The sequence below is a fragment of the Paenibacillus pasadenensis genome (assembly GCF_002864175.1).
Taxonomy (GTDB): domain Bacteria; phylum Bacillota; class Bacilli; order Paenibacillales; family Paenibacillaceae; genus Paenibacillus_O; species Paenibacillus_O pasadenensis.
The window spans coordinates 140,938-161,859 of the sequence record NZ_NFEZ01000001.1; the positions used below are offsets into that span (position 1 = coordinate 140,938).

The window sequence follows — 20,922 nt, forward strand, 5'->3', positions numbered from 1 at the left end:
CGGCTGATCCATGCCTGAACGCGCCGCGAAAGCGCCCAAAAGGGGCTGTCCGTCAGATCCATTCCATGGACCTTTCGGAACAGCCCCTTTTTGGCGGGCGGATAGCAGGGGGGCAGCGTTCGGCTGCGGCCGTGCGCGGAATGCGGTGCAGGCCCGGAATGTGAACCAGGCCCGCCTGAAATAGGATGCAGGCCCGCCCGAAATGCGAACCAGGCCCGCCTGAAATAGGATGCAGGCTCGCACGGAATGCGGTGCAGGCCCGCCCCTAGCTCGGCTTAGTAAGCCGTCCAGCCGGCGTCGGCCGCGATGACCGTGCCGTTGACGAAGCTGGACTCGTCGGAACCGAGGAACAGCGCGACCTTGGCGATCTCCTCCGCCGTGCCGACGCGCGGGTTGATGCCCATGCCGGCCATCGCGCGGCTCATGCCGAACTCGTTCGGCTGGCCCATCGTGGCGCTGATGTTCGTCTGCACGCCGCCCGGCGCGATGCCGTTGCAGCGGATGCCCTTCGTCGCGTACTGGAAGCCGACGTTCTTGGTGAAGCCGACGACGGCATGCTTGGACGCGGTGTACGCCGCGCCTGCGCGCGAGCCGTTCAGGCCGCCGGCCGAGGCGATGTTGACGATGACGCCGCTTTCCTTCTCCAGGAAGATCGGCAGCACCTTGCGCACGGTGCGCATCGGGCCGGTCGCGTTGACCGCGAAGACGCGCTCCCACAGCTCGTCCGTCAGGTCGCCGGCCGGCACGAAGCCGTCCATGATGCCGGCGTTGTTGACGAGGATGTCGACGGTGCCGAATGTCTCGACCGCAGCGTCGATCAGCGCCTGCACGTCCTCTTCCTTGGCGACGTTGGCGGCGACGGCCAGCGCTTGTCCGCCTTTGCCCTCGATCTCCGCCACGACCGCCTGCGCGGCCTCCAGGCGCAGGTCGCTGACGACGACCTTCGCTCCCTCGGCGGCGTACAGCTCGGCGATCGCCTTGCCCATGCCCGATGCGGCTCCCGTGACGACGGCTACTTTTCCATTCAGCTTCATTCCGAAGTCCTCCTTCGCATTTATGAATAGATGTTGACTAACCATACAGGTGACGCCTTCAGTATAATACGGGAGAAGGGACCTGGATATCCGTAAAACAGGCGCTTTTGTCCACTAATGAACAAGATGGAAGCGCTTGTTGACGAAAGCGAGGATGGAGATGGCTGGAAAAGTGGATCCGCGCGTCGCGCGCAGCAAGACGGCTCTCAAGCAGGCGCTGCTCCGGCTGCTGGAGGGCAAGGAATTCGAGTCGGTCACGATCACGGAGATCGTGCAGACGTCCGGGTACAACCGGGGGACGTTCTACAAGCATTACGACAACAAGGAAGCGCTGCTCGAGGACATCCTGAACGATCTCATCGAGGGGCTGCTGGAGGCGTTCCGCTATCCGTACGAGCAGACGGAGGTGTTCCGCGTGCATCAGCTGCCGCCGGGCTCGGTGAAGATCTTCGACCACTTCATGGAGCATGCGCCGACCTACGGCATCCTGACCCGCAGCCAGGTCATGCCCGCGCTGCGCGAGAAGATGTTCCGGGCGCTGAGGGACATCTCCTCCCGCGAGCTGGTGCCGGAGCTGGACGGCATCGATGCCGAGCTGCTCGCGGACTATTCCATCCACGGCCTGCTCGGCATCCTGTTCCACTGGATCGAGAGCGGCTTCGCGCGCTCCCCGGCCTACATGCAGGAGCAGCTGGTCAAGATCATCCGCTTCCGTCCGGACGAGCTGCAGACGCGGCCGCCGACGTAGGCGGCCGCGGTCCGCGGGCGGGACGGCATCAGTTGCGGGCGATCAGGTCCTGGGCGAGCCGTTCGAAGTCGGCCTTGCCCAGCGTGTTCGCATTCGTATCGAACAGGTAGAACCGCAGGTTCTTGTCCGCGTCGATCCAGCCGAGGCGGTTGCGTCCCGCATCCAGGGCGCGCTCGCCTTCGCCGGCGCGGATGTAGAACGCCTCCGTCCCGCCGACCGTCAGCTTCTCCGCGGCATCCTGCTCGTTCTGCATGACGGTCGTCTTGGTCAGGGCGGGATCCTGCTTCGTCACGATCAGGCGGAGCTCGTCGCTGCCGTTCGTGTAGCGGAGCAGGACGGAATCCGGTGCCGGCCGGTCCAGCTTCCGCACCGCGATCTCGTCGTCCGCAGCAGCTCCCTCGGCCTGAAGGGCCAGCTCCTCGCCAAGCGAGGCGAGCAGGGCCGGATCCGCAGGCGCCGACGGAAGGAGATAGCCGGAGTCGAAGCGGTAGCCGTCCGGCAAGGCGCGAGGCGGAGAGAAGGCCGGACCTCCGGTCCGCTCGGCTTCGAGCCGAAGCTCGTCGAGGCTGCCCTGCGGGAGCGGCTGATAGGCGAAGCGGACCTGCCTGTCGTCAACATCCGGGTCGCGGACGAGGTAAGCGGCGTACTCGCCCGGCTCCAGCCCGCTGCGCGCTTGCTCTTCATAGGCCCAGTAGGCTTGGCCGTACGCCTGGTCCAGAAGGTTGAAACGCGAACCCCCCTCCGGGCCGCTTCGGAAGAAGCGGTTCGGAGGGGGGAGAGGGGAAGGGACTACGGGGTCGACAGCAGGTTGTACAGCACCTGCGCCGCCTGGGCGCGCGTCGTCGGGGCTTTCGGCTCCAGCTTGCCGCCGCTGCCTTGGACGAGGCCGCTGCGCGTCAACGCCTGCAGCGCTTCCTGCGCGTAGACGGACACTTGGCCCGCGTCCGCGAAGCCGGACAGAGCCGATCCGCCTTCGGCCTGCGGCGGCCCGCCAAGCTCGCCCAGCGTGTCCAGCGAGCGGTACAGCAGCGTGAACAGCTCCTGGCGCGTGATGCTCTGATTCGGCAGGAAGCGGTTGTCGCCGGAGCCGGCCGCGATGCCGAGCTTCTTGGCCGCAGCCAGGTAGCCGGTGTAGTAGGCGGAGCCCGCATCCACGAAGTTGTCGGCTCCGGCCGCTTCCGGCTCGATGCCGAGCGCCTTGAGCAGCAGCACGGCGAACTGGCCTCGGGTCACGGCCGCGTCCGGACTGAAGCGGCTGCTGTCGGTGCCGGCCGCGATGCCGCGGGCGGCCAGATAGCCGACCGCGTCGCCGTACCAGGAGGAGGAAGCGACGTCGGAGAACGCGACCTTGTTGTGCGCGACGATGAACGCCGAGAAATGTCCCGTCTCGAAGCTCACGGAGCCGCCGGAGGCGCTGAAGCCGCCGCGCAGCGCGGCCAGCTCGCCGCTTTCCGTGATGGCGTAGACGAGGATCGCGTTGCGGTCTTCTCCGCTTTGCAGGGCGTAAGGAACGACGACCTTGGCTTTGCCTCCGCCGAAGGAGGAGACCGGGCTGGCGCCGGCGGAGATCGAGAGCTCGTAGACCGGCCGGTCGCCGAGCACGGCCTTGCCTTCCTCGCCGAGCGAGACGCGGGCGACCGACAAGGAGATCGCTCCGCGATCCGCCGCCTCGCTGACGGAGCGGACGGCAGCCGCGTCGAAGGCGACGCTGGCGAAGCCTGCCGCCTCGATGCGGATCGAGGCTTTCGTCGCGGCGGCGATGGCGTCGAACGAAGCCCGGTCAAGCGTCAGCTGGGCGGTCTTCGTTCCGGCTGCGGCATCGATCCGGATCCGGATGACGGCCTGCTTGCCTGCGGCTTCCGCTTTTTGAGCGGCTTCCTTCAGGCCGGCCAGCACGTCGGCGTCGATGGTCGCCGTCGTCACGCTGCCCGACGCGTCGACCGCTGCCTTGGCGGATGCTGTCGCCGTCACGGTGTTGCCGGATTCCGCTGTCTCGACCGAAGGCTTCTCCTCGGCCGGTGGAGCGGTCGGCACGGAAGGCGTCCCGCCGGAAGGGCCGCCTGTCGAAGGCGCGGCGTAGGCCGGCACGACGACCTCGGTCGCCGGGCTCGCCTTGTAGCCTTCCTTGGCGGCGAAGCGGACCTGATAGGTGCCCGGCGCGAGGCCGGCCGTCTCGCGGTCCGTGGCGTAGACATAGTCGGAGACGGTGGACAGCTTGTACTGCTGGGCGGCCGTCGTGCCCGTAATCCGCCCGTCCTTGTTGTCCGGAGTCGTCGGCGCGACGCCGGTCAGGCCCGACGGAGGCGCCTGCTGGCCATAGGCCGGGACGGTGACGGTGATGGAGGGTCCGGCCGCGTACGGGATCGCTTTGGCCCCGGCCGGCGTCGTCGGTCCCTGATAGCCCGGCTTGGCCGCATAGCGCACCTGGTAAGCGCCCGGGGCCAGGCCGGAGATGCGGTCCCCGTCGACCGGACGATAGTCGGAGTCGGCAGCGGCCTTGTATTCCAGCGCTTTTCCGGCTGCGCCGTCGATGCGCCCGTCTGCGGCTCCCGGAGCCGACGGAGGAGCCGCGCTCAGTCCTTGCGGCACGCTTTGGAGCCGGGAGTACAGCGACTTGAGCGCGAGGATCGAGTTCGTGTAGCGCGCGCCGACCGCGTAGCCGCTGCTGGCGTAGTCCGGCTGGATGTTGGTCCAGGAGTACATCAGCTCGACGTGGCCGAGGATCGGCGCGGCTTTGCCGTCCGCGTCGACGTTGCTCTTGTTGTAGGCGAACAGGTAAGGCACCTGCAGGCGGTCGCCCTTGACCGTCTGGCCGTTCTCATCCACGTAGCTGATGACGGACGGATTGGCGGCGGTGTTGTTCTCCGTCTTGATGTTGGTCAGGTACGTGCGGACCAGGTCGACGTACAGCTTGGCGTACGGATGGTTGGTCGTGCGGATCTGCAGCTCGTTGTTGTAATGCGGGTTCGGCGGAGTCGCCTTGCCGTCGGCGCCGGTGTTGTTGGCCGGGTCGCCGACGATCAGGCCGCCGTCGAGCTTGGTGTCGAAGAAATAGATCTTGTCCACGCCGTACGTCTTGGCGTACGCGTCGGCATACTTGATGATCGCCTGCGTGTTCGGGCACCAGGAGCCGCCGAACAGGAACACGTAGTTGCCGTCGCTGGCGAGGATCTGCTTCAGCTGGTGGTAGGTCACATGCTCGTAGACGAGCGGACCGTCGCCTTCCGTGAAGATCGCCGGCTTGCCGGGGTTCTCGCCGAGGTAGTTGCGGTTGAAGGCGTCCTTGATGTAGGCCGACTCGTCATAGGCGCTGAAGCTGCCCGCCGCGGAGAATACGTGGCGGAGCTCGTTCTTGAAGGCGTCGACCTTGGCAGGATCGAGCGTGCCGCCGGTCTCGAGCTCGCTGCGGGACTTGCCTCCGTTGAGGAAAGCGACGATAGGCGCCGGGCTGCCTTGCGCGTCCACATGGCTCTTGTCGTAGACGAACAGGAAAGGAGCCGCGACCTTGTTGGCGGCCACTTTCTCGCCCGCGCCGTTCGTGTAGCTGACGTTGAGGCTCGGATCGTTCTTGTCGTACAGGGAGAGGTTCTTCAGGTACTTGTTCACGAGATCCACGTACTTGTACGCATACGGGCTGGCGCTGTCGGCGATGTCCAGCCGGTCGCCGTCGAGCTTCGTGTCGAAGTTGTACAGCGTCTTCACGCCGTACTGCTTGGCCACCTCGTTGATGTAGCCGATGCTGCCTTGCGTCTCGGCGCTCCAGGAGCCGCCGAACAGCACCGCGAAGCGGCCTTCGCTGTCGAACAGATGCGCGATGTCCTCATACGTCGCCGTCTTGAGGACGTGGTTCGGGTCGTTCAGCTCCCCGTAGACGCGGCTGAAGTAATCGAACGAGTCGACGGAGGAGGCGGGAGCGGCGCTTGCGGCAGAGACGCCGGCTTCGGCTGCGGACGCGGTCCCGGCCGGCAGGGCCGGCAGGGCCAGCAGCACGAGCGCGAGCAGGATGGATAGGGAGGAACGGAAGGTCCAGGTTCTGGTCATGGGATGCACCTCGGTCGAAGGATAGATAGCGGGAAAAGGGCGAAGCAGGGCGGGCCTGCTTCCGCAGGCCCGTCGTCATCGGCTGTCGCGGCGTCGGATGGAGAACGTTACGGGCAGATTTCTTCGCTGCCGCCGAGCGCCGAAGCCGGCTCGGACGCCGCCGGAGCCGCAGGCTCGGATGAAGCCGGCGCGCTTGGAGCGGCCGCCGGCGCGGCGGTCGGCTTGGCCTTGGCCGCTTCGGTCGTCGTGAACGTGACCGACTTGGCCGGGGCTGCGGACGGTTCAGGCTCGGCGGCCGCTTGCGGCTGCGCCGGGGCTGCGGACGGAGCTGACGCGGCGGCCGGTTTGGCAGCGGCGGCCGGCTTCGCGGACGGAGCGGCGGCAGCCGGCTTGGCGGTCGCTTGCGGCTTGGCGGATGGAGCGGCAGCCTTGACGGCGGCCGCTTGCTCCGCGGCCGGCGCCTTTGCTGCGGCAGCGGCCGTCTTCGCGTTCGGAGCGGCCGTCGCCGCCGGTGCCGTCTGCTTCGTCTCGGCAGCCGGCTTGGCGGCGGCTTGCTCCGCCGCTGGCGCCGCGGACGGCTCGGCCGCAGGCGCGGCAGCCGTTTCCGCCGCTGGCGCCGCCTCTGCGGCTGGCGCTTCTGCCGGCGCTGCCGAGGCTTGCGGCTCGGATGCGGTACCGGCGGCCTCCGTCACGGCAGCCGTCTGCTGCGCGGCACTGTCCGTCACGGCTGCCGCTTGGCCGGCTGCGGCGTCCTGGCTTCCCGCCGCCGGCGTCGCTGCGGCAGCCGTGCCCTCCAGGGCGCCGGGCTTTTTGTCGTCCAAGGCGACCGCGGCGTAAAACAGGCCGGCGAAGAGAAGAACCCCCGCCGCCGTTGAAATCGTCCATTTGTTCATGTGAATCAACCATCCTCTCTGTGGGTGTCTGGCAACCAAAAAAAAGAAGACTCGGCAAAAACGCTCGGAGCGTTTCGCCGAATCTCTGGCGGTCCAGTCGATTCGAAAATTGATCGGCATATCTTCTGTCTGTTCCTCGATGGCATCCCCCTTGCTCTTGACGGGTCCATAAAAAAAAGTCCGACGCCAAGCGCAGTCTCCTGCGATGGGTCGAACCTCCGGCTGTCCAGTCGATTCAAATGCGATGTGCGGTTAAGCCCCATCCTATCGAAGCGCAAGGTCGATGTCAATACCAAAATGATTAATCCTATTCGATTTCTAGGAATTGACGTCTGATGGCGAAGTCGTGCGGGAAGCCATCCGGGCATATCGTAAGGGAGGCAAGGGAAAGGCGGGAGTGGAGTTGAGCGAAAAGCCGAAAAGAGGGATCCCGGTTCCGCAGCCGATCCGGGCCGACGGCGCGGGAGGCATCGATGCCGGTCCGCGCGACATCTGGCGCGATCTGGAGAACCCGGACTAGCTCGTGCCCCCGGTCACCGACAACGGGCTGCTGCCCAATCTGGTGTATTCGTTCTCGGATGCGCATATGCAGCTCAGCCGCGGGGGCTGGTCCCGCGAGGTGACCGCCCGCGAGCTGCCGGCCGCCACGGAGCTGGCCGGGGTCAACATGTATCTGAAGCCGGGAGGCGTGCGCGAGCTCCACTGGCATCAGCAGGCGGAGTGGGCGTTCCTGATCTGCGGCAGCGCCCGCATCACGGCGGTCGACGCCCAGGGGCGCAATACGATCGCCGATATCGGGCAGGGCGACCTGTGGTATTTTCCTCCGGGACTGCCGCACTCGATCCAGGGACTGGAGCGCGGAGCGGAGTTCCTGCTCGTCTTCGACGACGGGCAGTTCTCCGACCTGAACACGCTCTCCGTCTCGGACTGGGCGGCCCATACGCCGCGCGAGGTGCTGGCCGCCAACTTCGGCGTGCCGCAAGATACGTTCCGCCATCTGCCCAAGGAGCAGGTCTACATCTATGAAGCCCCCGTGCCCGGCCCGATCGAGACGCAGCGCGTGCAGTCGCCGTACGGGAGCGTGCCGCTGCCCTTCTCGCACCGTCTCCTGGCGCAGGCTCCGCTCGTCAGCTCCGGCGGCACCGTCCGCATCGCCGATTCGTCGAACTTCCGCATCTCCAGGAAGATCGCGGCCGCGCTCGTCGAGATCAAGCCGGGCGCGATGCGGGAGCTGCACTGGCATCCGAACGCGGACGAGTGGCAGTACTACCTGTCCGGCCAAGGCCGGATGACCGCATTCGCCGGCAACGGGGCGGCGCGGACGTACAACGTGCGGGCGGGGGACGTCGGGTATGTGCCTTTGGCCTATGGACACTACATCCAGAACACGGGGACCGACTCGATCTGGTTCCTGGAGCTGTTCCGCAGCGACCGCTTCGCGGACGTATCGCTGAGCCAGTGGCTGGCGCTCACGCCTCCCGCGCTCGTCGAGTCCAACCTGCATGTCGGCCGCGGGCTGATCGACGCGCTCGATCCGATCCAGCAGCCGGTCGTCGCTTCTCCGCCGCAGCCGGAGAGCTGAGCAAGGGGAGCGGCGGCAAGGCTCCGGGAACCGGCACGGGAAGCCGGAGGCGCAGAGCGGGAGCGGACCAAGCGGGAACGCTCCGTCCCGAACGAACGGCAGCCCGGATCGGGGCTGCCGCTTTTTTTGGATTCGGCCGGGCTCTAGGACTCCCGCCGCGAGCGCGTCATCTCGCTCAGCCGCTCGATCTGCTCCTCGATGACGGCGCTCGCCTCCCCGAGAAAGCGCGAGACCATCGCGAGCTCCTCCTCCGAGTACGAGCCCGCCAGGTCCGTCATGGCGCGGTGGAGCGACGCATAGGCCATTCCGACCTCCTCCCGCTCCTCATAGATCGGGACGATGATGACCTTCCGCCGATCGCGCGGGTCCTGCTCGCGGCGGACGTACCCGCTCTTTTCGAGCCGGTCGATCAGCGCGGTGACGCTGCCGGTCGCGAGCCCGGTCAGCTTGGACAGCTCGCCTGCCGTGATCGGCCCCTTTTCCCGCAGGATATCGATGGAAATGAAGTCGTTGTTGTAGAGGCCCAGAAACGCGGCGACGTTGTGCTGGTACTGGACGCTGCGCGTGCCGAGCCCCCTCATGAGCAGGGTGAACCGCTCCTTCGGATCGATGATGGAATCGTTGCGCTCGCTTGACAAAAGCTTGCCTCCCCTCTAGGCTGTGAATATCTCGATAGTCAAGATATTAGCTGAACAAGATAAATTCATCATACCGGATCGGCGGACGGGTTGCAAAGGGCGGAAAGCGTGCCGTTCGTCCGTCGGAACGGAGAAAATCGACGCAGGAGGTGCGGCAATGAACGATACGATACGGATACGGGGCGCGCGAGAGAACAATCTCAAGAACCTCTCGCTCGACATCCCCAAGAACAAGCTGGTCGTCCTGACCGGCCCGTCGGGCTCGGGCAAGTCGACGCTCGCGATGGATACGCTGCAAAGGGAATGCCAGCGGCAGTACATGGAGTCGATGGGCATGGCGTCGGACTCCGTCGGCAAGCCCAAAGTGGACTCGATCGAGGGCTTGTCGCCCTCGATCCGCATCGCCCAGCACTCGGCAGGCCGCAATCCGCGCTCGACGGTCGGCACGGCGACGGATCTGTACACGCATGTCCGGTTCCTGTTCGCGCGGCTCGGCGAGCGGAGCTGTCCTTCCTGCGGCGGCGCCATCCATTCGACCTTCGAGCCGCAGGCGGCCGCTCCGGACGAGGAGGAGGAGCGGGGCGCCAGGCAGGTCGAGGCTTGTCCGCATTGCGGCGTCGAGCTGGAAAAGCTGGGCATGCCGCATTTCTCGTTCAACAAGCCCGAAGGAGCCTGCGCTTGCTGCGGCGGCCTCGGCCGCGTGACGACGATCCATGAGGCGGCCGTGTTCCGGCCGGAGCTCAGCCTGAGGGAGGGCGGCGTCGCCTCGCTCACAGGCGTGCATCGCGACATCCAGACCAAGATCCTCGTGGCCGCGGGCAAGCACTTCGGCTTCGCCTTCGACCCGGACCAACCGATCGGGGAGTACGGCGAGGCGCAGCGGGACCTGCTGTACTACGGGGTGGAGAGCGAGGCGTTCAAGCGCCATTATCCGAACGTAAAGCCGGCGCAGGGGACGAAGTTCGAGGGCGTCATCCCGGGGCTGTGGCGGCGCTATCGGGAAAAGGAAGCGGAAGGCGGATATGCCGACAAGGACGGCTTCTTCCGCGAGGGCGTCTGCCCGGACTGCGGCGGAGCCAAGCTCAAGGAAGAGGTCCGGCGGGTGACGGTAGCCGGCGCCTCCATCACGGAGGTGACCGGCTGGCCGCTCGGAAGGGTGCAGGAATGGGCGCAGCTGCGGCTCCGGGAGCTGCCGGATGCGGCTCGTCCGTATGTGGAGCCGGTGCTGGCGGAGATGCCGAAGCGGCTGCAGCGCATCGTGGACGTCGGGCTCGGCTATCTGTCGCTGGATCGCCAGACGACCACGCTGTCCGGCGGCGAGGCGCAGCGGCTGCGGCTGGCGACGCTGCTCGGGTCGGGCCTGACCGGCGTGCTCTATATCCTGGACGAGCCCACGACAGGCCTGCATCCGCGCGATACGGCCGGCCTGATCGGCGTGCTGCGGCAGCTGCGCGATCTCGGCAATACGGTGCTCGTCATCGAGCATGACGTCGAGATGATGCGGGCGGCCGACCATCTCATCGACATCGGTCCCGGAGCGGGCCAGCATGGCGGCCAGATCGTCGGCCAAGGCACGCTCGAGGAGCTGATGGCGAGCGGAACGTCGGTCACGGGAGCCTATCTGCGGGCGGAGCGATCGGGCTTCAGCCCGCGCGAGCCGCGTTCGGACTCCCGCGGGCGGGTGACGATCCGGGGAGCGAGCGTGCGCAACCTCGACATCGCGGAAGCCTCGTTCCCGCTCGGCAGCCTCGTTGCCGTCACCGGCGTATCGGGCTCCGGCAAGTCGACGCTCGTGTTCGACGTGCTGGACCGGGCGTTCGATGAGGCGCCGGAGGGCGAGAAGGGCTGGGAGGCGATCGAAGGCCTGGAGAAGGTCGGCGGCATCGCCCTCATGGACCAGTCGCCGCTCGTGCGCATGCAGCGCTCCAGCGTCGCGACCTACACCGACCTGTATACGCCGCTGCGCCAGCTGTTCGCCGGCTTGCCGGAGGCGAAGGCGGCCGGACTCGGGGCGAAGCATTTCTCCTTCAATACGCCGGGAGGGCGCTGCGAGCGCTGCCAGGGGCTCGGCACGCTCTCCGTCGAGCTGGACTTCCTGCCGAACCTCGAGGTTCGCTGTCCGGCGTGCAAGGGCAAGCGGTTCGCGCAGGAAGTGCTGAGCGTGCGCTTCCGGGGGCACTCGATCTCGGATCTGCTCGACCTGTCGGTCGAGGAGAGCCTGCCGGTGCTGGAGAGCGAGTCCAAGATGGCGGGGCTGGCGGCGACGCTGTGCGAGGTGGGACTGGGGTATCTGAAGTGGGGCCAGTCGGTCAAGACGCTGTCCGGCGGCGAAGGACAGCGCATCCGGCTCGCCCGGGAGCTGAGCAAGCCGGCCAAGAAGCCTGCGCTGTATCTGCTCGACGAGCCTACCGCCGGCCTCCATCCGACGGACATCATGCGCCTGCGCCGCCTGCTGGACAAGCTGGTGGAGGCGGGGCATACGGTCGTCGTCGTCGAGCACAGCATGGAGCTGGTGCGCGAGGCCGACTGGGTGCTCGATATCGGCCCCGAGGGCGGAGCGGCCGGAGGACGGCTGATCGCTTCGGGCACGCCGCAGCAGGTGGCGGAGGCTCCGGGCTCGTTTACGGGAGCGTTCTTGAAAGGCCAGCTGGCCGAGGCGCGCTGATCCGCTTGCTTCAAGCCTCGCGGTCGGCGTACGGACGGTAATTGCCGGTCACGGCCACCAGCCGGCTTCCTTTCCGGTAGAACCGGTCGCCGACCCGCCACGTATGGGTTCCCTTGTCCTTGCGCCGAATGTAGACGTACCGATACGGCGAGGTGGCGCGGATGCGGTGGCCCTTGCTCTTGCAGCTGCGCAGGAAGCGGACGTCCTCGCCGAGGGAGCGGTCCGGGAAGCGGACGTCCTTGAGCACGCGCCGATGGAACAGGATCGTGCCTCCCTGGACGAAGTCGGCTTCCTTGTCCCTCTCCCGGGGCGAGCGGACGAGCAGCTGCCGGCTGGCCTCCAGGTAGACGAGGCAGGAATGCTTGCCGACGACGGAGCTGCGGGTGCGCCGGAGCTCCTTCACCTGCTCGCGCAGGTAGCCGGGGGAATAGTAGTCGTCGTGGTCGAGCTTGGCGATCAGCTCATGCTTGGCGCGGGAGATGCCGCAGTTCAGGCATTGGCCGAGCGAGACGCGTTCGGGAACGCGGTACACCGAGACATGGGGCAGCCGGCTCGCCTCGCGCCGCAGCCGGCGGATGTCGGCCGAGTCGAGGTTGACGATGATGATGAGCTCTTTGCGGGCGTAGCGCTGGCGCTTGTAGTTGGCGAGGATGTTCGCGAAGAACTCCGGCCGGTTCGTGCAGGCGATGATCGAGACGCCGGGAAGCATGGCAGCAGGCTCCTTCACTGGTTTTTGCCAGTATATGAAGGGCGATCTTCATCCGTCCGCCGAACGGGCGGAGCGGGCCCTCTTTCCAAAGCGCAGGAAATGTGGGATGCTCCAAGGGAGCAAGGCCGGCGGATCGCGTCCGCCGGCTGGCGACGAGACAGGAGAAGGGGAGTCGGGACGATGTCGATCGAATGGAGCCTGGAAAGCGCCAAGCGGGAATCCGCCGCGGTCTTCGCGCAGGCGCGGGAGGGAACGGCGGCTTGTCCGGAGCCGCTGTGCGGCATCCTGCGGCAGCTGATCGACCGGGCGGACCCGTCGGCCCGAGAGGGAGGAGCGAACTTCATCGCTTACCTGCTGCCCGTCTGGACGGGAGAGCAGGCGGGCCTGCGCCCTGACGTCAGCCGCGAGCTGGCCGTCGGCAGCGTCTATATGATGCTGCATTACTTCCTGCTGGACGACGTGATGGACGGGGACGAGATCGGACTCGGGCCAAAGGAGGCGCTGGCGGCGGGACAGCTGCTGCACAGCTTGTTCCTGGAGCGGTACGAGCGCGCCGTGCCCGGCACGGCCGAGCTGTGGAGCCGCTACCGGGCCTATACGGGCGAATGGGCGCAGGCCGTGTCGCAGGAAGGGCGGCACCGGGCCGAGCCCCAGGATGCGGCCGCCCTGGCGGCCAAGTCCGCGCCGGTGAAGATCGGGGCGGCCGCCGTCTGGCTGGCGGCGGGCCGGCCGGAGCGCATCGCCGGCGCGGAGCAGGCGGCGGAGCTGGCGCTCGCGTCGCTGCAGCTCGCCGACGACTGGTCCGACTGGCGGGACGATCTGGCCGCGGGCGAGGAGCGGTCGAACGCCTTCCTGACGCTGGCGAGGAGGGCGCTGGAGCCGGCGCTGCCGGAGGAGCAGCCGCTGGAGGAGCGGCTCGTGCGGCGGGCGGCCTACCAGTTCGGGGCGGTGGAGCGGCTGGCAAAGCTCGCGCGGGACCATCGGGAAGAGCTGGAAGAGCGGCTCGAAGCGCCGCCGGGGCTGGCCGGATTCCACCAGGCGGTGCTTGCCGGCGTCGAGGCGGACGCCCGGAAGATGCGCCAAACGGCCAGCAAGCTGGCCGTCGAAGGGGGATTCTCTCATTTTCTGTCGAACCGACTAGAATTATAGGGACTATTTTCATAATATGTGATAGATTATGGGAAGAATGACCCATACCCTCCGAGAGGCCGTGATCGCATGTCTTCCCAATCGTTGAAAGTTCAGATCATTCAGAAAGCCTGGCAGGACGAGGCCTTCAAGCAGCAGCTGCTGGCCGATCCGAAAACCGCCATCAAGGACGCCTTCGGCGTCGAGCTGCCGGACGACATCAACTTGACGGCCGTGGCCGAGGAAGACAAGCACTTCTACCTGGTGCTGCCTCCGAATCCGGAGGATGCGGCGAGCGCAGACGGCGACGTCGAGCTAGTCTGGTAGAGCTGCCGCGGCCGTCTGGGCCGCCGCGATATCGCCTGCAAGAGGGAACCGGATCGTCACTTCGGTTCCCTTTCCTTTTTCGCTGCGGAAGACGATGCTGCCGTTCATCACCTCGATGATCCGCATCGTCACCATCGTGCCGAGGCCGGTGCCCTTGGTCTTGGTCGAGAAATAAGGCACGCCGAGCTTGGCCAGCAGCTCCTTGTCCATGCCCTCGCCATTGTCCTTCAGCCGCAGCACGGCTTCTCCGCCTTCGGCGCGCGCGGTCAGCTCGACGAACCCTTCCTCGCCGAACGCCTCCACGCTGTTCTTGATGAGGTTGATCAGCGCCTGCTTGAGCTTGGACGCGCTGCCCATGATCGCCATGCCTTCCTCGGATACGATCGTCAGCCGGCCTCCGTGCATGGACGCATGCGGTCCCATGATGAGCTCCAGCTGATCCAGCAGGTCGCACAGCTCGAGCCGGGAGACGACCTCGAGCTCCGGCTTGGCGAAGGTGAGGAAGTCGGTGATGATCTCGGCCGCGCGGTCCAGCTCGCTGACGGCGATCGTGATGTAGTCCTGGCTCTGGGCGTCCTCCTTCTTGGAGAGCAGCTGGAGGAAGCCGCGCGTCACCTGCAGCGGGTTGCGCACCTCATGCGCGACGGATGCGGCGAGGTCGCTGATGATCTTGAGCTTCTCCGTGCGCTCGAGCGACAGGTTGAACTGCTCCAGCTGCCTGGAGTAGGACACCAGCGTCTTGTAGTCGGACGAGACGCGCCGCGCGAGGATGACGACCAGCGAGAAGATGAGGGCGATGATGCCGAGCTTCCAGAGGAAGAGGACGTAGCTTTTGCCGCTGGCATAATACAGGATCAGGTCGACGGCGCTGGACACGGCGAAGGCCAGCAGCCCGAGCGACAGGATGCGCGCCTGGCGGTCGCCTTGGCGCGTATGGGCGATGGCGAGCACCGAGATCCAGATCATCTGCACGAGCATGAGCAGGCCGACCGCCACGACCGAGACGATCGAGTAGAACCCGTACAGCGCGCCGTCCGACAGCCGGTACGCGATGAAGGAGAGCACGCCGAACGCCGAGTAGTACGTCTGCCAGCGCGTGAAGCGCTGGAACCGCGGCGACTTGCGCTCCAGCGCCTCGTTCACGAAGTAGCCGAGCGCGGGGAACATCGTGAACAGCGACAGCTCGAAGCAGGCCAGGAACACCGGGGCCGCCTCCGGGAAGTAGATATACAGGAGCGGCGAATAGGCGGCGATCAGCAGTCCGGCGGACAGCGCGATCAGGCAGAGCGAGATCCAGAAGCCGCGCTGGCGGCGGCTGAGGAAGCTCGAGCAGATGAACATGATCGCCGCGAGAAAGACGACCGAGACGCCGAGCAGCAGGCTAGGCAGCTCCTTGCGGATGTAGCCGCGGTCGAGCTCGTCGAACTCGCCCAGCTGCGGCGGCGTCAGGAAGCCGGCCCGCTCGCCCTTATTGAGGATGCGGACGTCGAGCACCGTCTCTTGCGGCTTCGCGTCCAGCGGCATGAGCAGGCGGCTCTGGTCGAAGTCGAAGTCGCGGTTCGACTCGAAGAGGAGCTCGCCGCCTTCGTACACCTGCACGTCCATGCCGTACATCCGTCCAGCCAGCAGGCCGGGGCGGTGCCACGGCTCCGTCGCAGGCACCTGGAGGCGGATCCAGACGCCCTGGGCGCCCTTCGGCAGCTCGACGCGCGGCTCGCTGAGCTCGGCGTCCTGCCAGTCGGCGTCTGCAGGCGGAGCGGTGCCGGGCATGCCGTCGGCCGCGATGGGCAGCACCTGCCAGCGGTCGAGGGACGTTCGGGCGGCCGGGGCGTCGTCAGCGGCGGCCGATATAAGGGAAGGCCCGCTGAACCATCCCGCCAGCAGGGCGAGGACGGCCAGGGCTGGGAAGAGACGTAGTCGAAGCGTTTTCATAGATTCCTCCGAGGAATGGATTCTACTCGGATTATACCGCGTCTTGTGAGATTAGTCCGCAAGATTCGACAATTTTCGCGTTGAATGTTGTAGGAATTTTCCAATATGGAAACCGTTAGCTAGAGGTGGAAAATTCGACTAGGGGAAAGGCGCTGCCCGTGATAATAAAGGCAGGAAATATGCAGCGAAGATTAGATAAAACCATACGAGAAAAAAGTCGGTCCGAATTACGGACCGACTTTCTCTTTTTTATGAAAAGAGAGCAAGCTAGCGCCAAAAAGTAATTTTCTCGCTAGGCAAGCGTACCGATTCATGGCCCGCTTCTTTGGCCTTCCCGATGGAGAGAATCATGACGGGGACGTACCGTTCGTCGTCCAGATCGAAGGAGCGGACAACTTGATCACGTTCAAAGCCGCCCATAGGATTGGTGTCATAGCCGTGCGCCCGGGCTACCAGCATGAGCTGCATGGCAAATAGACTGGCATCGACTTTCGCGATCTCCACTTTTAGTTCCCTAGGCAATGGGGGAAACATGCTCATGATTTGCGCGACCTGAATATTACGCACATCACTAGGCATTTTTCCTGATTCTACAGCTTGATCATAAATTTCTTCTAAATATAGCTCGCTATGAGTATCGCCCAAAATAATGAGCATTGCCGCAGACGTATCATTTTGCCTTGTATTCGAATGAACAAGAGGCCGAAGTTTGTTTTTCCCTTCAGGGGTATGGACGACAATCACGCGCCATGGCTGCATATTGGCAGAAGAAGGCGCCAAGCTTGCTTCTTGTAGGATAGCCTGCAGTTCTTCCTTTGAAATTTTGACGTTCTCATCATAAAGCTTTACGGAACGCCGGCCAGCAACAATGTCGGCAAAATCGTTATTTTGGATATGGCTCAGCATGTGATCTCTCCTTCTGATGGCACCGGTTGTTTTGACAGCATGGATGTCTCCGGTTATCATGGTGCAAGTATGAACTATGAACCTTGGTTCATAGCAAATGCAGATCATTGCAAATTCAGAAGGGGATCGGTTATGAAAGCAAATGAGGTCTCCAAGCTGACGGGGCTTCCGATATCCACTCTACGCTTTTATGAACGCAAGCAGCTCATTCCAGAGCCTTTTATTGCAAGAGATGAGAATAATTATCGCGTTTATGATAAAGACGTGGTGGAGTATTTGCAGGATGTGAAAATGCTTCTCACGCTAGGGTTTACAATCGAGGAAGTACTGGTGCTTATAAACGAAAGTTCCGCGAAAGAAAAGAAAGCACTGGTGAAGGACAAAATTAGTTATATTCAAGAGTTGGAGGCCAAATTGGAAGCATCCAAAACATTTTTAGTCGATGTTCTGGAGGGCAAGGCCAACTTCCAGACCCGCTGCAGCTCCAAGCATTGAATGAGGCAAAATTGAAATCCCACCAGGAGAGAAATCGTTCTAATCCCCGCCCTCCCCGACACAAACCACCACTTTCCCCATCGCGTGTCCCTCGCCCAGATACCGAATCGCCTCTTCCGCCTGGCTGAGCGGATACCGCTTGTCGATGACAGGGGCAAGCTTGCCGGCCAGGAAAAGCTCTTTCAGCACCTCTTGGTCCTTTCGATTGGGCTTATGGATAAGGATCGTCATCTGCTTGTTCTCTTTTTTCTTGATGCTGCGTCCCAGCAGCAAGAGCTTCAGGATGAGGGACATGGATCCGCCGATCATGACATAAGTTCCATTCGGATTCAGCGAACGCTTGTAGTCGGACACAGACCGGTTCCCGACCACGTCGAGGATCAGATCATGCCGCTGTCCGTTTCGTGTAAAGTCTTCCTTCGCGTAGTCGATCACATGGTCCGCGCCAAGAGATGCAAGGAATTCCAGCTTCTTTGTGCTGTCCACGCAGGTCACTTCGGCTCCGTAGGATTTCGCCATCTGCAGGGCAAAGGTGCCCACGCCGCCGCCAGCGCCGTTGATCAAGACGGTTTTCGCGTGTTGAATCTGCCCTCGATCGCGAAGCCCCTGCAGAGCGAGCACGCCCGCTTGGGGGATCGCTGCCGCCTCCTCGAATGACATGGAGGCAGGCTTCAGCGACAACGCCTCGGCTCGAACGCTCGCATATTCCGCCAACCCGCCCCATCCGCACGAGGAGATGTCTCCGAACACCTCGTCCCCGACCGAGAGCCCGGTCACGTCTCTGCCTACCGCGGCGACCGTTCCGGCTATATCCGCCCCGAGGATGCTGTATTTCGGCTTGAATAGACCTTCAAGACGGGACAGGAAGGGCTTGCCGCGAAGAAGATCCCAATCCCATGAATTGACGGACACGGCCTGAATCCGGACCAGGACCTCGTCTGCTTTTACAGAAGGCAGGTCCCGTTCTTCGAGATGCAGGACATTCGTTGTCCCGTAGCTGCGGTAGACCATCGCTTTCATTCGGGGATCTCCTTCCGCTTGCCGTCGAGAATCGGACATGCCTTGCCGAACAGGCTGCCCTTCCCTTCAGTGCTCCGCAATGCTCCATTCGAACCGGACCTTGTCCAGCCATTCGCCTGCGGCGAAATCCCGGCCCCGGACGACAACGCGATCCGCATATACTTCAATATATAGTCCCTGGCTTCCGTCTTTATGCTCGTCTTCATCGGTCCATAAGTAGGCGACGGACGCGGCGTTCAGCATGCGGGGCAGCGAGTCCGACGCGTCGAACAGCGTATGGGACGCCTCCAGCTCCCAGTGCGTGTGTCCGGTGAACAGAACGGCATTCCTGTGCTTGGACAGCACTTCCTTGAGGGCCTCGTCCTGGACGACGCCGTACCAGCGCTGAGCCTCGTACGATCCGGCGACGGTGTCTTTGAGCGGCTGATGCAAAAAAACGAAGGCGGGTCGAGCCGGGTCGCCTCCCTCGGACAGCTTGGCGTCGAGCCAGGACAGCTGCGTCTCCGACAAGAAGGAGAACAGCTCCAATTCCTGCTCGGTGCCGAGGAAGATAAAATGATACCCTTTCACCCAGTGATCGTGATAGGGCCCGCTCATCCCGGTGGCGTCCAGATAGGCCCCGAGACGCGACGGCCAGTGGCCCAAGCCGACATCGTGGTTGCCCGAAGCCCAGCAGCTGGCCGGCAATCCCGCTCCATGCTCCCGCCAGATCCGGTTGAACTCCGCATATTCCGCTTCCTGGCCTCGGTCTGTAATATCGCCCGCGTGCATGATGCCGTCGCTGTCCGGCGCCTCCCGTGCGATATCCTCGAGCGCCCTTGCCAGATTGCGATTGTACGGATGCAAGGGGTCTGCCTTCACATGCGTATCGGTGATGACCTGGAATTGGAGCAGCAGGCCCTCGGTTCGGTTTCTTCCCGCTTCGATCGGCATGGTTGGACCCTTCTTCCTTTTTTTGTCCTTACAGCAAGATTGGGAAAGTGCGTCTTCGTTGATGATGGTACCTTGAACGTACCCGGTCCGAGTGCCCCCGGTCCGATGGGAAGAGCGCTATTCCTCTTCGGAATCGAGGGGCAGCTTCTGGATCGGAGCGAAGATATGATAGCTCGAACCCAGGTCATGCACATCGTCGAAGCGTTGGATCAGCTCGATATGGGAATCGTCCGTTTCTTGCCGGGAGATCTTCAGGAACCGCGCGTAATCCGTCTTCAGGACATCGCCGATCTCGAGGAGATCGCCGGTATAGGTGAACTTGGCGCAGAAGAGCTGCGGCACGTCGACGGTGAAATAAAACGGCTTCTCGATCCGGAGCTCCTGCGGAATGCCGCACAGCACATTGAATCGGGTGGAGTCAGGCTGGCAATTGGAATAGACGACGTAGCAGGGACCTTGGACGGAAGCGTCCAGCTCCTGCAGGAGCAGATTCGAGTGGGACCGGATCGTCGCCTCGTAGTCGGACGCCAGATCCACCTCGAAGACGATGCCGCTGAGCCGCATGGGCGCGAACTCCGTCAGGGTGAAGTCCGCCACGACGTCGCCGTTGATGTTCTTGATGGGCCTCCGCACGAGGGGGGGAATCGGGACGGGAAGAAGAGGCGGAAGATGAGCCCTCAGCGAGCTTGGAGCGATCCCGTACCGGCGCTGGAACGCGCGGGTAAAGGAGGAGGGCGTCCCGAAGCCGAGCTGGGATGCGATATCCGTGAGGGACGTTCGGCCTTCCCGGATGAGCGGCAAGGAAGCGTTGAGCCTGCGGGAGAGGATGTACGAATTCAACGAGATGCCCGTCATGGCCGAGAACAGCCGATGGAAGTAGAACTTGGACAAATGGAAGGCGTCCGCCACCTCATCCAGCGACAGCGGCTGGTCCAGGCGCTCTTCGATATGAATCAATGCTCGCTCGACAACCTCATGATGGTCCATAGGCAGCTCCAATCGACTAGGAGGGTGAAGGAATGACGCAAGACAGAAGGAATGGCCTCGTTGCGGGGATGCTCTATATCTTGGCTGCGGCTTCATCGATCGTGGCCGTTCTTTGTTACGAACCTGTATTGAACGAAAAGTGGTACTTGGCCGTCTTGGAAGGAGATAAAGCCACGGTGCTGGCCGGCGTACTGAACGATCTCCTGCTCGTGCTGTCGGCGGTGGGGACGGCGGTCATGCTGTTTCCGTACGTCCGCCGCTGGAACGAGCATCTGGCTCTGGGCTATCTGTGCTTTCGATTCCTGGAGGCCGTGTTCATCGCCATCGGCGCGGTGGCCATACTGGGCTTGGTGCAGCTCAGTATCCACTATGAGGCAAACGCCGGGGCCGATCAAGGAATTCTTCTCCAGCTCGGGTATCTGCTTCAAGGAACCCACCGCTGGACATCGATGCTTGGCCCCAACTTCATGCTCGGCCTCAACACGGCCTTGTACAGCTACCTGTTCGTGCGGACGAGGCTGGTGCCCGGGCCGCTGGCCGGGTTCGGCATGGTGACGGCGGGACTGGTGTTCGCGGCGGGGCTGCTGGAGATGTTCGGCGCCATCGAGCCCTACTCCGCGGCCAAAGGGCTGCTGGCTCTGCCTGTCGGCGTCTATGAGATGAGCTTGGCGGTGTGGCTGATGAGAAAGGGATTCCGCGTGAGGGAAGCATGAGGCGGCAAGACGCAAGCAGGGTAGAGGGTTGCGCCGCGCTTGTCCGCATCAAGAGGCTGCCGTCTCGAAGTTCTCCCTGTAACGACCAGAGAAGCGGGCGGGGTATCGGAAAGCTTTGGCTCCAGGCCCGCAAATAGGCGGACGGAGCATGTACCCGCTCATGGAACAGGA

The 20,922-nt window shown here is 64.1% G+C and carries 17 protein-coding genes and 1 pseudogene; 7 read left to right on the plus strand and 11 right to left on the minus strand.

From position 1 onward, the window contains the following. Nucleotides 1–275: 275 nt before the first annotated feature. Complete coding sequence (locus B8V81_RS00700) at nucleotides 276–1,034, minus strand: SDR family oxidoreductase (protein WP_101807404.1); 759 nt, start codon at nucleotides 1,032–1,034, stop codon at nucleotides 276–278. A gap of 160 nt (nucleotides 1,035–1,194) precedes the next feature. On the opposite strand from B8V81_RS00700, the gene B8V81_RS00705 reads away from it, so the two are divergent. Next, nucleotides 1,195–1,782 carry a TetR/AcrR family transcriptional regulator gene (locus B8V81_RS00705; RefSeq protein ID WP_244912679.1) on the plus strand — a complete coding sequence of 196 codons (588 nt, stop codon included), beginning with the start codon at nucleotides 1,195–1,197 and terminating at the stop codon, nucleotides 1,780–1,782. Between the two features lie 28 nt (nucleotides 1,783–1,810). Here B8V81_RS00705 and B8V81_RS00710 read toward each other — a convergent pair whose 3' ends face one another. From B8V81_RS00710 to B8V81_RS00720, 3 genes are all read right to left on the minus strand, one after another. After that, on the minus strand, nucleotides 1,811–2,284 hold the full coding sequence (locus B8V81_RS00710) for a hypothetical protein (protein ID WP_101807406.1): 474 nt from the start codon (nucleotides 2,282–2,284) through the stop codon (nucleotides 1,811–1,813). A gap of 287 nt (nucleotides 2,285–2,571) precedes the next feature. Then, a complete protein-coding gene (locus B8V81_RS00715; protein ID WP_101807407.1) occupies nucleotides 2,572–5,823 on the minus strand; it encodes an S-layer homology domain-containing protein in 3,252 nt (1,083 codons plus the stop codon). A 107-nt stretch (nucleotides 5,824–5,930) separates the two neighbouring features. Next, nucleotides 5,931–6,716 (minus strand): transcriptional regulator, encoded by a 786-nt coding sequence (locus B8V81_RS00720; RefSeq protein WP_101807408.1) that lies wholly within the window; start codon nucleotides 6,714–6,716, stop codon nucleotides 5,931–5,933. Nucleotides 6,717–7,119: 403 nt separating this feature from the next. Between B8V81_RS00720 and B8V81_RS00725 the strand changes: the two are divergent. Beyond that, a pseudogene (locus tag B8V81_RS00725) lies at nucleotides 7,120–8,298 on the plus strand (oxalate decarboxylase family bicupin). A gap of 143 nt (nucleotides 8,299–8,441) precedes the next feature. Here B8V81_RS00725 and B8V81_RS00730 read toward each other — a convergent pair. Further along, nucleotides 8,442–8,879 carry a MarR family transcriptional regulator gene (locus B8V81_RS00730; protein ID WP_180968365.1) on the minus strand — a complete coding sequence of 146 codons (438 nt, stop codon included), beginning with the start codon at nucleotides 8,877–8,879 and terminating at the stop codon, nucleotides 8,442–8,444. Between the two features lie 214 nt (nucleotides 8,880–9,093). Here B8V81_RS00730 and B8V81_RS00735 point away from each other — a divergent pair, with 214 nt between their 5' ends. Next, entirely contained in the window at nucleotides 9,094–11,601 is a 2,508-nt protein-coding gene (locus tag B8V81_RS00735) for an ATP-binding cassette domain-containing protein (protein ID WP_101807410.1), read from the plus strand. 10 nt (nucleotides 11,602–11,611) lie between these two features. Here the strand turns inward: B8V81_RS00735 and B8V81_RS00740 are convergent, their stop codons facing one another. Further along, nucleotides 11,612–12,310, minus strand: a complete 699-nt coding sequence (locus tag B8V81_RS00740) for a glycosyltransferase family 2 protein (RefSeq protein WP_101807411.1) — start codon at nucleotides 12,308–12,310, stop codon at nucleotides 11,612–11,614. A gap of 180 nt (nucleotides 12,311–12,490) precedes the next feature. Between B8V81_RS00740 and B8V81_RS00745 the strand changes: the two genes are divergently transcribed. Together B8V81_RS00745 and B8V81_RS00750 are read left to right on the plus strand one after the other, a co-directional pair. Beyond that, nucleotides 12,491–13,459: a hypothetical protein gene (locus B8V81_RS00745; protein ID WP_101807412.1), complete on the plus strand. Its 969-nt coding sequence runs from the start codon at nucleotides 12,491–12,493 to the stop codon at nucleotides 13,457–13,459. A 69-nt stretch (nucleotides 13,460–13,528) separates the two neighbouring features. Further along, on the plus strand, nucleotides 13,529–13,765 hold the full coding sequence (locus B8V81_RS00750) for an NHLP leader peptide family RiPP precursor (protein WP_101807413.1): 237 nt from the start codon (nucleotides 13,529–13,531) through the stop codon (nucleotides 13,763–13,765). Here B8V81_RS00750 and B8V81_RS00755 read toward each other — a convergent pair. Further along, nucleotides 13,754–15,697, minus strand: coding sequence for a sensor histidine kinase (locus B8V81_RS00755; RefSeq protein WP_101807414.1), 1,944 nt, complete (start codon nucleotides 15,695–15,697; stop codon nucleotides 13,754–13,756). The genes B8V81_RS00750 and B8V81_RS00755 overlap by 12 nt on opposite strands. Nucleotides 15,698–15,964: 267 nt before the next feature. Continuing rightward, the gene (locus tag B8V81_RS00760) at nucleotides 15,965–16,603 is read right to left on the minus strand and encodes a nitroreductase family protein (protein WP_101807415.1); all 639 of its coding nucleotides are present in this window, start codon (nucleotides 16,601–16,603) and stop codon (nucleotides 15,965–15,967) included. A gap of 132 nt (nucleotides 16,604–16,735) precedes the next feature. Between B8V81_RS00760 and B8V81_RS00765 the strand changes: the two genes are divergently transcribed. After that, nucleotides 16,736–17,098 carry a helix-turn-helix domain-containing protein gene (locus B8V81_RS00765; RefSeq protein WP_101807416.1) on the plus strand — a complete coding sequence of 121 codons (363 nt, stop codon included), beginning with the start codon at nucleotides 16,736–16,738 and terminating at the stop codon, nucleotides 17,096–17,098. A gap of 39 nt (nucleotides 17,099–17,137) precedes the next feature. Here B8V81_RS00765 and B8V81_RS00770 read toward each other — a convergent pair whose 3' ends face one another. The 3 genes from B8V81_RS00770 to B8V81_RS00780 form a co-directional block, all read right to left on the minus strand. Beyond that, complete coding sequence (locus tag B8V81_RS00770; RefSeq protein ID WP_101807417.1) at nucleotides 17,138–18,118, minus strand: NAD(P)-dependent alcohol dehydrogenase; 981 nt, start codon at nucleotides 18,116–18,118, stop codon at nucleotides 17,138–17,140. A 66-nt stretch (nucleotides 18,119–18,184) separates the two neighbouring features. Continuing rightward, on the minus strand, nucleotides 18,185–19,051 hold the full coding sequence (locus tag B8V81_RS00775) for a metallophosphoesterase family protein (protein ID WP_101807418.1): 867 nt from the start codon (nucleotides 19,049–19,051) through the stop codon (nucleotides 18,185–18,187). A gap of 117 nt (nucleotides 19,052–19,168) precedes the next feature. After that, nucleotides 19,169–20,008 (minus strand): helix-turn-helix transcriptional regulator, encoded by an 840-nt coding sequence (locus B8V81_RS00780; RefSeq protein ID WP_244912681.1) that lies wholly within the window; start codon nucleotides 20,006–20,008, stop codon nucleotides 19,169–19,171. Between the two features lie 62 nt (nucleotides 20,009–20,070). Here B8V81_RS00780 and B8V81_RS00785 point away from each other — a divergent pair, with 62 nt between their 5' ends. Continuing rightward, nucleotides 20,071–20,751, plus strand: coding sequence for a DUF4386 domain-containing protein (locus B8V81_RS00785; RefSeq protein WP_101807420.1), 681 nt, complete (start codon nucleotides 20,071–20,073; stop codon nucleotides 20,749–20,751). Nucleotides 20,752–20,922: the final 171 nt, after the last annotated feature.

Bases quoted from the DNA above. Each gene is read 5' to 3' on its own strand.
- B8V81_RS00700 (WP_101807404.1), bottom strand. From the start codon at position 1,034: ATGAAGCTGAATGGAAAAGTAGCCGTCGTCACGGGAGCCGCATCGGGC.
- B8V81_RS00705 (WP_244912679.1), top strand. From the start codon at position 1,195: ATGGCTGGAAAAGTGGATCCGCGCGTCGCGCGCAGCAAGACGGCTCTC.
- B8V81_RS00715 (WP_101807407.1), bottom strand. From the start codon at position 5,823: ATGACCAGAACCTGGACCTTCCGTTCCTCCCTATCCATCCTGCTCGCG.
- B8V81_RS00720 (WP_101807408.1), bottom strand. From the start codon at position 6,716: ATGAACAAATGGACGATTTCAACGGCGGCGGGGGTTCTTCTCTTCGCC.
- B8V81_RS00730 (WP_180968365.1), bottom strand. From the start codon at position 8,879: ATGAGGGGGCTCGGCACGCGCAGCGTCCAGTACCAGCACAACGTCGCC.
- B8V81_RS00735 (WP_101807410.1), top strand. From the start codon at position 9,094: ATGAACGATACGATACGGATACGGGGCGCGCGAGAGAACAATCTCAAG.
- B8V81_RS00740 (WP_101807411.1), bottom strand. From the start codon at position 12,310: ATGCTTCCCGGCGTCTCGATCATCGCCTGCACGAACCGGCCGGAGTTC.
- B8V81_RS00745 (WP_101807412.1), top strand. From the start codon at position 12,491: ATGTCGATCGAATGGAGCCTGGAAAGCGCCAAGCGGGAATCCGCCGCG.
- B8V81_RS00750 (WP_101807413.1), top strand. From the start codon at position 13,529: ATGTCTTCCCAATCGTTGAAAGTTCAGATCATTCAGAAAGCCTGGCAG.
- B8V81_RS00755 (WP_101807414.1), bottom strand. From the start codon at position 15,697: ATGAAAACGCTTCGACTACGTCTCTTCCCAGCCCTGGCCGTCCTCGCC.
- B8V81_RS00760 (WP_101807415.1), bottom strand. From the start codon at position 16,603: ATGCTGAGCCATATCCAAAATAACGATTTTGCCGACATTGTTGCTGGC.
- B8V81_RS00765 (WP_101807416.1), top strand. From the start codon at position 16,736: ATGAAAGCAAATGAGGTCTCCAAGCTGACGGGGCTTCCGATATCCACT.
- B8V81_RS00770 (WP_101807417.1), bottom strand. From the start codon at position 18,118: ATGAAAGCGATGGTCTACCGCAGCTACGGGACAACGAATGTCCTGCAT.
- B8V81_RS00775 (WP_101807418.1), bottom strand. From the start codon at position 19,051: ATGCCGATCGAAGCGGGAAGAAACCGAACCGAGGGCCTGCTGCTCCAA.
- B8V81_RS00785 (WP_101807420.1), top strand. From the start codon at position 20,071: ATGACGCAAGACAGAAGGAATGGCCTCGTTGCGGGGATGCTCTATATC.